General features: G+C 37.2%; 8 protein-coding genes. All 8 read right to left on the bottom strand.

Annotated elements, in window-relative coordinates; genetic code table 11:
* Nucleotides 1–6: 6 nt before the first annotated feature.
* Nucleotides 7–975, bottom strand: coding sequence for a 1,4-beta-mannosyl-N-acetylglucosamine phosphorylase (locus N5O98_RS01465; RefSeq protein ID WP_004306232.1), 969 nt, complete (start codon nt 973–975; stop codon nt 7–9).
* Between the two features lie 16 nt (nt 976–991).
* Nucleotides 992–2320, bottom strand: coding sequence for an MFS transporter (locus tag N5O98_RS01460; protein ID WP_004306233.1), 1329 nt, complete (start codon nt 2318–2320; stop codon nt 992–994).
* Between the two features lie 98 nt (nt 2321–2418).
* Nucleotides 2419–4620, bottom strand: a complete 2202-nt coding sequence (locus N5O98_RS01455) for a DUF4838 domain-containing protein (protein WP_022199818.1) — start codon at nt 4618–4620, stop codon at nt 2419–2421.
* A gap of 164 nt (nt 4621–4784) precedes the next feature.
* Entirely contained in the window at nt 4785–5321 is a 537-nt protein-coding gene (locus N5O98_RS01450) for a discoidin domain-containing protein (protein ID WP_022199819.1), read from the bottom strand.
* Between the two features lie 50 nt (nt 5322–5371).
* Nucleotides 5372–6583, bottom strand: a complete 1212-nt coding sequence (locus N5O98_RS01445; RefSeq protein WP_008640544.1) for a DUF1735 and LamG domain-containing protein — start codon at nt 6581–6583, stop codon at nt 5372–5374.
* Between the two features lie 22 nt (nt 6584–6605).
* On the bottom strand, nt 6606–7670 hold the full coding sequence (locus tag N5O98_RS01440) for a glycoside hydrolase family 18 (RefSeq protein WP_022199820.1): 1065 nt from the start codon (nt 7668–7670) through the stop codon (nt 6606–6608).
* 32 nt (nt 7671–7702) lie between these two features.
* The gene (locus tag N5O98_RS01435; RefSeq protein ID WP_004310777.1) at nt 7703–9280 is read right to left on the bottom strand and encodes a SusD/RagB family nutrient-binding outer membrane lipoprotein; all 1578 of its coding nucleotides are present in this window, start codon (nt 9278–9280) and stop codon (nt 7703–7705) included.
* 18 nt (nt 9281–9298) lie between these two features.
* Nucleotides 9299–12625: a TonB-dependent receptor gene (locus N5O98_RS01430; RefSeq protein ID WP_022199822.1), complete on the bottom strand. Its 3327-nt coding sequence runs from the start codon at nt 12623–12625 to the stop codon at nt 9299–9301.
* Nucleotides 12626–12682: the final 57 nt, after the last annotated feature.

Here is a 12682-nt window from a genome sequence, read left to right as displayed (position 1 = left end):
TCTTTATTAAATGATACTCGTTCGTTTCGTAAAATCAATAATCTCTTTTATATATCCGAAGGCCATACCTACCACAGTATCTGCCGCACCATAATAAACAGCAACACGTTCACCATCTTGCAAAGCAGCACAGGGGAATACGACATTAGGAACGTCACCTTGAAGTTCGTAAGGAGCAGCCGGACCAAGCAGATATTCACGTGTACGGTAAAGAACTTTTTCCGGATGATCTTTATCCAATATGGCAGCTCCCATAGCGTAACGGAAACCATTACAAGTAGTGATTACACCATGATAGAACAGCAACCAGCCTTCATCTGTAAGGAAAGGAACTGAACCTGCACCAATCTTCGTACACTGCCAAGCGCTTTCCGGGAAAGGAGTCACTTTCATTACACAACGGTGTTCACCCCAATATTTCATATCCGGACTATAGCTGATGTATATATCGCCAAACGGAGTATGTCCATTATCACTGGGACGACTCAACATCGCATACTTGCCATCGATCTTCTGCGGGAAAAGTACACCATTACGATTGAAAGGCAAGAAAGCATTTTCGCACTGGAAAAACTCCTTAAAGTCAAAAGTATAGGCAATACCAATCGTAGGGCCATGATAGCCATTACACCAAGTCACCCAATAACGGTCTTCAATCCATGTAACACGAGGGTCGTATTTATATTCCGACTCAATCATTTCCGTGTTACCTGCTTTAAACTGAATAGGTTCATGATTGATATCCCAATGAATTCCGTCCTTACTAAAACCTGCAAAGATATTCATCTGTACAGCTTTGTTATCACAACGGAATACGCCTGCAAAACCATCCTCAAAAGGAACAACAGCACTATTGAAAATACTATTAGATGAAGGAATATGATAACGTCCGATAACTGGATTTTGTGAGTAACGCCACATAACGTCCGTACATCCGACAGGACGATCTTCCCAAGGAATTTGAATTTTATTCATAATCGTTGATTTTATATTATTTATTTTTTGAGTCATCATACGTGAAAGGTATGAAATAAGTAATCAGAAAAGCTGGAATAGTTGCAATTAACACATAGATAAAGAAATTACGATATCCTAATAAGTCACTAAGATAACCACTAACCATTCCCGGAAGCATCACTCCCAGATTCATGATTCCTGAAGCAAATGCGTAATGTGACATTTGATGTTTGCCTGGAGCAATCTGTTGCATCATAAACAACGTCAGTCCGACAAAACCAAAGCCATAACCAAAATATTCCATTGTTATACAAGTTCCGATCAGATATACATTAGTAGGCTGTGCAACTGCCAAAAAAGTATAGGCTACAAACGGAAGATTAAAAATACAGCAGAGAGTAAATAGTGTCTTTTTCAATCCGAACTTAGAAACATAAATACCTGCCAACAATGAGCCTAAAACGAAAGCAGCGGAACCAAAGATACCATTTAGCGTGCCGATCTCTGTTAACGACAGTCCTAAGCCGCCTACATCCCTTGAAGCACGTAAAAACAGCGGAGCTATTTTCATGATAAAGCCTTCTGCCAAACGATATAAAATAATAAAACAGATGTAATAAAGAATATGCTTTTTAGTAAAGAAGTTAGCAATGACTGCTACCAATTCGTGCCCAACCTCCGATGCAGTTTTCTTTGTTGTTGACGGAACCTGTGTAGAAGGTAACATTTTTATATGATAAATACCGATCAGTACCATTATTGCCGCAATTACGCCGAAAATAATCATCCATGCAGATGAATATGCTCCTTTGTTAGCATCTATCGAAGCACCTTCTATTGCTCCGAAGTGCTCTGCCAATGCTCCTGCCATAGCAACTAATCCTCCATTAGCAACCAATTTGGCTACATTATAAAAAGCACCCTGCACTCCGATATATTTTGCCTGATCTTCTTTGTTCAATTCAGCCATATATACACCATCACAAGCAATATCGTGCGTTGCTCCACTAAAAGCAATCACTGCCATCGTAGAGATACTTATGGCGAAAAAGTAATCGAAAAACAAAGAAAAGGCTACTACTCCAAACAATACACCACTCAATAATTCTGTAATCAATACGAAGAATTTTTTCGTCCGATACATTTCAAGAAAAGGGCTCCACAAAAATTTCAGTGTCCAAGGCATCATAATCAGAGAAGTCCAGAATGCAATTTGCGTATCCGAAATTCCAAGATCCTTAAACATGAAAACAGAAACCAGATTAATAGCAATAAAGGGAAGTCCCATTGCAAAATAAGCAGTAGGTACCCAGCAAGCCGGGTTAATAGTTTTTCGTTGAGAAGCAGTTTTATTCTGTTGCATAAATCATAGTATATAGATGAAAAAAAACATTTTTCTGACTCATCTATATATAATACAACTAAAAGGGGGAAACTACTAACGTCTCCCCCCTACTTTTTTTATTTTATTATCACTTCGTCTATAAAGAACCACGAAGGATGGCCTACACCATAATGCCAAGTCGGACATTCTTTCGTTCCGGTGACTTCTACTTTCACATAACGAGTTTTTATCGGTTCGGCTGATTCAGCCTTGACTCCACGGAATTTTACCTCACCGGTACGTTCTTCCGGTAAATCAATCGTTTTCCAATGTGTATAATGCTCACCGTCTTCAGCATATGAATAAACCACCTTTAGAGGAAAAAGAATCCAGGCCCCTATTTGATGAAGAAAATCTGTTTCCACACTTTGTATCTCTTTTGTTTCGCCCAAATCTATAACAAATGCACCATCGGTTCCTTCCCAACCAATCCAGCTATCAACAAAGGTTGCTCCACCAAACAAACCGTCAACCAATGCGTTCTTTCCTAATGCCGCATATTTTCCGGTAGGAGGAATTAGATAAGTAACTTTTGCACCCAAAGCTAAACTTCTTTCTTTCTGCGGCATGTAACGTTCGCGATACAATTTGCAATAGTCTACCGGTGAATTGGAACGCTCATTCAATGTAGGAACTTGAAACTCTTTCACGCGTTCCTCAAAAAGGTCTAACTTCTTATTAATATCTACCAAATCTTTTTCTGTCTCTGTTCGTGCAATCTCCAGTTCTGAATACTGAATTGGCAGACGTGCCCGTTGAACTCGTTTTAAGAAATCGGGTTCTGCTGCAACAGCCTTTTCAGCCAAATCAAATAAATGATTATAACGACGCATCAAAGCAGGCTTTAACATGCCATATTTATGTGATACAGGTGAATCATATATCCACAACCTCTGTCCACTACCAATTAATGCGCCTTCCATTATCTTTATGTACTGATAAAGATATGGCGCTGCTTCCCCATAATATCCATGCAGAAAATATTGCATCAATGAGTCTACATTAACTTCTGGATTCCACATTAACTTTGACACTAAATAAGCGCGAAGTTCTGCAAAATCTCCTCCCCTGCTCCCTGCTATTTGAGAGAAATGCATGGTGGCATGATTCTTTTTGAAAAGACGGATATTGTCCTGTAAAATATGGAAATTAGGAAATGGAGCCAGATAATTATCAAAGTTAATACCGTAATCCCACACGAAAATATTATTGGTAATCTTAGACCATCCTTCCATGGCTTTCACAAACTTTTTTCCCGAAGCATTCTCCGTCAAAGTTACTTCACGGTCACAGTCAATATCACATAACATAATATTCACATTCGGCAAAGGTTTCACATGTTTCGGAGGATTCATCGTATATAGATAAGCCAATGTGGAAAATTCTTTATCCGGAAAACGGGCAGCCAACTTATTCAGAAAAGTGATGATACTTCCTGATAATGCTCCTTCATAATCATCAATTGCCTTACAAGCATCACACGTACAATTTGTATAATTACCATCATTCTGACTTACAGACATGATATGTTTATCTGGATTTGCTTTGAAAATAGAATCAACACGTTGAGCAACAATCTCAAAAACCTCCGGATTACTCAAACACCACTGACTGGCCTTTCCCGGGTGGCGTTTTCCTTTGAAGTAAGAATAATATTCCGGATGTTCTTTCCCATAAATGGATGAAGGCAGAAGCTTATCAAAAGTATGCACCCAATGACCGGCAGCAAACACTTCATTCGGTTCCTCTAAACGATTCCACCACTTATAAATAGAGTCTGTATGGATAGCATAACATTGTGTCTGACGATAACGAAAGCCCGGGTTTTCGACTTTATTAATGAAGGGTAAGTTCACCGTTTTTGAAGGGGTAAGAGAATATTCATTCTCTCCCCAATAATCGATACCCAAATATTGCTCCAATAAAGTAACAACCCCATATACAACACCGTTTTCTTTACCAGATATTTTTAGAATACCATCTTGAGTAGAAATAGAGAATCCATCCTCTGTTACTTCCGCTGGAGATTGACCACCAATGAGAATATCTCCTTTTCGAGGAGTTTGACTTATAACAACAGGCAGCTTACAACTGGTTACTTTTTGAATAAATGTTTGTAACAAATTTGCAGCTGTCCACGATATTTGATTATTCTCTTTCAAAATGATCCTAGAACTTGTATTCCCATTAGTTACTAACATAGTTTGAGAGAGAGACGGAAACGCCATACTAATTCCCATAAACCATAAACAGAACCGTAGAATAATAGATAATTTCATGTTTTTCTTGCTATTAAAAGTTATTATATAATAGTAATACAATCAATATGATACTATTAAACAATCAATCTTTTTCTTTTTTTATTTATTAACTTATATAATAAGTCCCACTTTATCCGAAAATACGAAAAAGTGGGACTTAAAAATTTTCAATAACCTATTAATTATTTCGCATATAGGTCAAATTCCGTAAGGCTGACCGTATTGGGACCTTGTTTCACATAATACTTTAAATAACGCGTTTCAATAGCTTTCGAAAACTTAATATATTGTGTGCCACTTCTTGAAATAGTTACAGTTCCGATAGATTTCCATTTTATTCCATCACCTGAAGTAAATACTTCTACTGCAGTCGGTGAATAACTACTAGCATAACACTTATTTCTTATTCCTGTTAATGTCTGCACCTTACCTATATCCACAGTTAGCCAATATTCTGCTCCTCCATCACGAGCTACATCAGAATTTGTTCCATCAATTAGATTTTTAGCATCTCCACGAGTCGTCGGGGCAACTTTTACAGTCCAGCCAGAACGATCGGCAATCAAAGTACCTTCAGCCGGTTGCCCGGACTCTACATTGACATGAATATTTTGAATTTTCACATAAACTACTCCTCTGTTAGAGCTAAGTGCATCTAAGTTATTACCTTCTATAGAAGATATGGTAACTGGCAACAAATATCCCCCTTCTGTAGTCAACGATCCTACATTTAATAGCTCTATTTTTATAACATCATTTGAATATTATATTATTTACCATCTGATCTAATGCCATCTACCCATCTGACAACTCCATTAGGCGCCGTGGCTTTATTTCCATGACCAGTTGCGTCTTTAAACTCGGTTCCTGCCCCTTCATTCAATTTCCAATAAGCCTCCAAGCCATCCGTACCCGGATTTATCGCAAACATATTATTCTGAATCTGCGACTGTGAAATAGCAGTAGTCCAAAAACGTACTTCGCTAACTATAGCATCTGTAACCATCCAATCACCATTGCATATACCAAAACTATTCTTAACAAGACGCAAAGGTTTTCTTGGAAGATCTAATGTTGCATCAATATTTCCATTTACATAAATAGTCAATTTCACTCCATCACAAACAAATGCTAAATGATACCATTGATTATTTTTAAACTTAGTAGCAGCATTTACTTGAGTACCTTGTGTTTTTATCTGCAAAATATTACCAGGAATCGGGCCATCACCAAAACGGATATAAATTTCACCATCTTCTGCGATACCATTACCTGGACCTGCAGAAAATATTGCTTGATTCTGATAGCTAGGAGGACCAGGATAACCAACTCCAGGAGTCACCCCATCCCCAAGTTCGCTCATATTAATACGCATTTCAAGTGACCATTGAGTTACTGTATAATCCTGACGCATTTCCATAGTAATTGGTTTTGTACCCGTCAACACTGGTGCAGAGGTTATAATAACCTGATCCATGATATAAATCATCACATCTGCACCTTCCAAAGTTTGTTGCCCACCTGATACAGCAGTAATAGCAACCGGTAGTGCAAATTTATCACCAGAATCAAGCATTTCCTTTGTCAACGGATCAATTGTTACTTTAACAGTAGGAGCCACTAATTCTCCTTTTTTTATAACCACTGTCTTTTGATCAAAAGAATATGAACCTTCCGGCATAGATTTATAGTTCGTACCACTTTTTGTATTATATACTTCCAACGATTTCGGACTTAGTCCCAAAGTAACTTCTATATCTTCTGTTGCAATTTGTCCCGACCGCGGAGTCACAGTGACAACACTACCCTCTTCGGCTACTGTTACCTTTTTGGACTCATAAGACAAACTACTGGATTCAGCTAAATAAATTCTACTGCCGATAGTATCATACTTTGCATCTTCACAACTTGCTATAATTGCACAAAGCAATATGGCAAAGGCGAACATTATTGTATTTTTATTTTTTACCAGATATCTCATAATTATTATATCTTTAAATTTATTATTTTACCGGTGGATTCATAATGCGGATAGCATTACGCAAATAAGGATAAGATTCTTCTGTACCATCAATTGTATATTCATACTCCATATGATAAGTTCCAACCCCTCCTTTTACACATTTTTTCCCGTTAATAATAGGTGTCCAACGTGCCATACCTTCCAATGACTTCATTTTATTTCCATATCGATCAGTGAAATCAGCCCCACCAGACAAAGCCCATTTTTCAAAGTTTTCAGTTACAATATATTTCTTAGCAACTTCTTCTGCAGTCAAATGCCCATCGAAGTTTCTTATTGTAGAGTTTAAACGGCTATCCAAATTGTCACGTCCAGTATTATCTCCTGGAGAATCATAAGCCTGCACTATAAAATAATTAAAATAAGGACCTGACTCCGATACAATACTTTGTGGCTCACCGTCAATTACTAATAGCCTGTCTGTACCCGATTTTGGTCCGATTCTTTCTCCCAAGGTCTGAATGAACAACAACATATTCTCATCACTTCCACTCATGTTACCTCGATGACCAAAATTAGGCTCATAGTCAATATCAAAGCCATCATATCCATATTTATCAATACTATCACATATTGCATGGGCATATTTCTTTATAGCTTCTTCCTTATTCTCATTCCATCCCCAGAATTCCAGATAATTATCTTTATATTCCTCGGGAGTCAATTGGTCACCGATATTTTGAACAATAAAACACATCAAAGCTTTAGTCCCTTTTACATTTTGTACATAACGCAAATCTTTTGTTTGCGCTTCTGTCAAATTTCTCCAGTTACCCCAAATAGAAACAAAATCCACACTATCAGGAAGTCCGGCTAAACATTTTTCTAAAGTAGCTCCATTTCCGGTCCAATTACCAAACCATCCGAAAGCAACCGGATGATCTGTTTTCTTATAAGCGCGAAGCTGGGCATAGTATTCTTCCGGAAGTGACGACTGAGTCATATCTTCCTGGAATTTTGGTTCCATGTCTGTCCAATCATCACACGCTGTATTCGCAACCGTTATGCCAAATAACAACATTATAAAATAGAATATCTTTCTCATACTATTTATATTAATATAGATTATACTATTATTCACTTATCCCTACGCTGCCACCAAACCTTAGTCTGATAATTATCAGCGCCACCCAATTTACTTACAGCAGCATTTACATTAGCAGCATTACGAATATATTCCGATGGTGGGAACGGAATACGATTAGCGGAAGGAAGATTGGTTACATTTCCATTCAATAACGGGAAAAAACGCGGATACCCAGTACGACGATACTCGCTCCATGCTTCTTGTCCCAAAGGCCACATTGCAATCCATTTTTGGGTTATTAATCTTTCCAGTTTTTCTTCCTCACCAGCATCATCTTTCCATTTGATAGTTATAGAACTAATAGCACTTTCATTCCCCTTATTCTCATTAGGATCTACATAATCAGCCTGAGTACTTGATTCATCATTCAGGTATTGGTCAATACCATCCGATACTCCCCATTGTGCAAAGGAAAGTCTGATAGCTGATTCATACAAATCTTTCACCGTTTCTCCTTTTACATCCCATCCTAACATTGCCGCTTCAGCTTTATTAAAAGCTGTTTCAGCTGCACTCATCCATAAAGTACGATCCATCTCTCCAACATTTATTCTAGAGAAAGTCGGTCCGGTAATATCATTACCATAAGACAAACCTGCGCGCATACCCACATAATCATCATCTCCTTTATCGCTCGTTTTCTTTTTAAAATATTTCGACATACGTGGATCGTTGTATCCTTTCATATAAGATGTAATATCGGCAGAGACACATTGGTCAGGCCATTGCACTAATACCGTATACAATTGATTTTTAGTGCCTAAAGAAGTTGCGTTATCTTCATTGGAAGTAATTACCCCTATAGAATGGTTAATAGCTTCCTCCGCCATCTGTCTGGCATATTCACGATCTGCAAAACGAATACGAATGGCCATACGTAGTTTCAGTGAATTTGCAAATTTCACCCATTTCTCAAAATCACCGTCATAAACTTTATCATACTTAGCCATCGTTCTGTTGTTTGGATTTTCGGTCACATAAACAGTCATTACATTAATTGCATCAGTCAGATCAGTAAACATTGCATGATATGCTTCCTCCATTGTATCGTAAGGAGTCGAAAGTTTATCACTTGAAATTTGGGAATAAGGAAGTGCCCCATACATATCAAGCATACGATGCATTGTCGCAATTCTTAGGATCTGTGCCCATGCAAAGTTAACCCCTGTCCCTTGGGTTACATTCTTTATTTTATTCCATGCACCATACGTCAATACCATTACATTATCATCTGCAAACTGCCAGTTTAACCAGTTCTCGGGTGCATTATATGTAGCAAAATTTGCCCCTTTAAACTTATCTGTTGCCATTACCTGATAACGTCCATAGCAGTCACCAATCAAGGATTCATTGGTATTATAAATGTTTTCAGTAGCTATGGGATATGCATAATCACATAAAGTCAAGAAGAAAGCATTGGCAGCAAATCCATCTCGTCCAAGTTCTTCTTCCGAAACTTTTCCCAACGGATCATTCAAGCTATTATCCATGCATCCTTGTAACATTGGAGTTCCAACAAGCATACAACCTGCAATAGAAATCTGCGTTATGAATTTATATATTTTCATTTGGTTATTCTTTTATCGTTAAAACTGTATTTTTACATTAAATCCCCAACTTCTCAAACTTGGTTGCATAAAGTAATCAACACCTTGATAATAAGTACCAGTAGAAGCGGTAGCTTCCGGATCAAATGGTGCTTTATTATAAATCATCCACAAGTTGTGACCTGTTATTGACAAACTAAGATTACATTTGTTATTAAACCATTTGGCTGGAAGTGAATAGCCCACCGATAACTCTTGTAAACGAACATTAGTAGCACTATATACATAGTTAGACATCAATCCACTTATTCCACCCACTTCTGTATAATAAGTCTGGGGATCCACTTTTCCATTATTTACAGGAACACCTTCATTATCACGTGCTAAAGCTGTGACCTTAGATACTCCGAACTGATCCATCACAGCTTGTGTCGGTGAAATAACAATACCTCCAAAGCGGGCAGCAAGCATAAATCCCAGGCTAATACCTTTATAAGAGAAGTCATTTCTAAAGCCTAAATTGCTTTTAGGCAATACAGAGCCAATATGAATAAACTCATCCGAATTCTTTATATCTTCTTTCTTTACATTCTGGCTCGCTTTATCAATATATACATTTCCTTCGTTATCACGTTTCAAACGATTAGTGACATACATGTCTCCCATGCTTCCTCCTTTACGAAGAATAACTTTAGCCGATCCAATACCACCTTTATCTATCTCATTCAAACTATAGTGATTACCTTCATCATCCACTGCATCATCCAAGAGTTCTACAATCTTATTTTTATTAAAACTAAAAGTCAAATTGGAATTCCATGAGAAATCTCCCCATGATTTATTATACCCTAAAGAAAATTCCATACCTTTATTCTCAATATTACCAGACTGTGCATACATAGTCGCATATACAGCGGTTCCTGACAAAGGAACCTGGAATGTTTGTTTGCGAGTATTAGCCTTATACCAGGTAACTTCCAAACTTAAACTATTATTAAAGAATTTGGCATTCAAACCAGCCTCCCAAGAATTTGTACGTTCAGGATAAAGTTTAGGCAAAGGACGGTAAGTTTGTAATTTCCATTGACTAGTCGCAGGGTCCCACTCATACGTTTTGTTAGAAGAAAGATTCTTAGGAATAGGAGCACCTACTGAAGCAAATGAACCGCGTACTTTCAAATAAGTAATAGCTTTGGGTAATTTCACCATTTCGGAAATAACTCCTGAAAGTCCTATTGATGGATAAAAGAAAGATGATTGTTCTGTATTAATCAATGCTGAATCCCAATCATTACGCCCGGTTAAAGTCATATATAACATACTCTTCCAGCCAATTTCCACACTAGCAAAAATAGAGTTGGTACGTTGTTTATATCCACTTTCTATAGGATAAGTATCTTTATCCAAGGTAGTAGTCATATTATATAGACTAAAAACATTAGACATATCTTTCAAACCACCTTGGAATCCTCTTTCGTCATAATAAGTTTGAGTAAAACTACCGCCAATATTAGCACTTAAACTTAAGTCACCAAAGCGTTTATTAATATTAGCCATCACGTCTGCATAAGCCTGTCTATCGTCAGCTTTATAGTACTTATAGAATCCATAAATAGAACTATTAGTAAAGTAAAGATCAGTAGAAGCATTTCTTTTATCTGAATAATCATTGGTTGCATTATCAATGCGAACGCGCCCTGTCACATCAAGCCAATCCAAAATTTCATATTTTAAACTAGCATTAGCCATGTAACGTTGTTTTTTCATGCCATGGTTCATCTCATTAGCCACCCAATATGGATTATTTTTCATACTGTATCCAGGATCACCCCATCCCCAGTTCTGTACATCTATCTTACGAGTTGTGTCATACGTTTTATACATCCTCACAGCTTCAAAGTTTTCGCCACGCGGGAACAGATATACGGCTGGTAGTGGATTGAAATATTCACCTTGTGCCATTAGATTAAGATCTTCTTGAATAATATAGCTAAAACCCACATCTAATGTCATTTTATCCTTCAGGAATTTTGTTGTATTTCTGAAGGTAAAATTGTAACGGTCATATTTGCTATTTTGAATGATACCAGTTGCATTAGTAGTACCTACAGACAGATAAGTTTGATTCTTTTCATTACCAACAGATAAAGAAACGTTATTCTGGATATTAGTACCAGTATTGAAAAAATCTTTTGGCTCATAAGTTCCGAAAAGAGAAGACGCTTTATCTCCCCATGAAGCAAAGGAACCTGCGCGGTTTATATAAGAATTTTGGAATTCAGGCATTATAAAAGGATTGGAAAAAGTAGAATTATTAGAAATAATAATTCGTGCCTTACCTTCTTTTCCCTTCTTTGTAGTAATTAAAATTACACCAGACGCTGCATTAGAGCCATACAAGGCCGCAGCAGCAGGTCCACTTAATACAGACATGCTTTCAATATCTTCCGGATTGATATCAGATATGCCCTCTCCTCTCGGTTGGGCTGAATATTGTCCGTTAGTGTCACCTTTATTTGTATTAAAAATAGGAACACCATCAATTACATATAAAGCATTATTGTCTGAAGATATAGATTTGGTACCACGCATAACTACACGTGTAGCCCCTCCAACACCGGATGAAGATGCATTGATATTAACACCAGCCACCTTTCCAGCCAGTGAGTTCATAAAATTGGCACTTTTTACAGTTGTCAATTCATCACCTTTTACTTCTTGCACATTATAGCTTAATGCTTTAGTTGCGCGCTTAATACCTAATGCAGTAACGACTACTTCGTCCAACACCTGCGTATCTTCTCCTAAAGTAACCTTCAAGGGTTGTGCACTAGTAAGCGTGATTGCTTGGGAGGCATAACCGATATAGGATACTTCAAGTACATCACCTTTAGCTGCTTGTATTTTGAAATTTCCATCCATATCAGTGATAGTACCATTTGAAGTTCCTTTTACCAAAATACTAACTCCAATCAATGGTTCTCCTTTTGAATCAGTAACAGTACCACTTGCAGTAATTGGTGTTTTTTTCTGCTGCTCTTCTTTATTACTCTTCGCAGAAAGTACAATATGATTATCTACTATTGAAAAACTGACATTTACTCCTCTGAATAACTGATTCATTACATTATTCAAAGATTCTTTTGTTACCTTGATAGATATGACACGATTTATATCGACATCATTTGTGTTATAGACTACTGACATTGAAGTTTGTTTCTCAATTTCTTTCAAAGCAGTGTTCAAGGGTACTTTCGATAGATTAAGAGTGATCGTTCGTTCTTGCCCATAAGCTGAAGCAAAACACGAAACCAACAAAAGGAAGAATAACAAGTATGAAAACTTGTGTTTTATAATTTCTTTCATCTTATTCTTTTTAATTAGAAATAGTTTTTAGAGAATTTGTAATTAGAGGCGGTAAAT

It is taken from the genome of Bacteroides sp. LFL-34 (assembly GCF_027257075.1).
Classification (GTDB): Bacteria; Bacteroidota; Bacteroidia; order Bacteroidales; family Bacteroidaceae; genus Bacteroides; species Bacteroides ovatus.
This window is presented reverse-complemented; position numbering and strand designations above follow the sequence as displayed.

Bases quoted from the DNA above. Each gene is read 5' to 3' on its own strand.
- N5O98_RS01455 (WP_022199818.1), bottom strand. From the start codon at position 4,620: ATGAAATTATCTATTATTCTACGGTTCTGTTTATGGTTTATGGGAATT.
- N5O98_RS01435 (WP_004310777.1), bottom strand. From the start codon at position 9,280: ATGAAAATATATAAATTCATAACGCAGATTTCTATTGCAGGTTGTATG.
- N5O98_RS01445 (WP_008640544.1), bottom strand. From the start codon at position 6,583: ATGAGATATCTGGTAAAAAATAAAAATACAATAATGTTCGCCTTTGCC.
- N5O98_RS01465 (WP_004306232.1), bottom strand. From the start codon at position 975: ATGAATAAAATTCAAATTCCTTGGGAAGATCGTCCTGTCGGATGTACG.
- N5O98_RS01460 (WP_004306233.1), bottom strand. From the start codon at position 2,320: ATGCAACAGAATAAAACTGCTTCTCAACGAAAAACTATTAACCCGGCT.
- N5O98_RS01440 (WP_022199820.1), bottom strand. From the start codon at position 7,670: ATGAGAAAGATATTCTATTTTATAATGTTGTTATTTGGCATAACGGTT.
- N5O98_RS01430 (WP_022199822.1), bottom strand. From the start codon at position 12,625: ATGAAAGAAATTATAAAACACAAGTTTTCATACTTGTTATTCTTCCTT.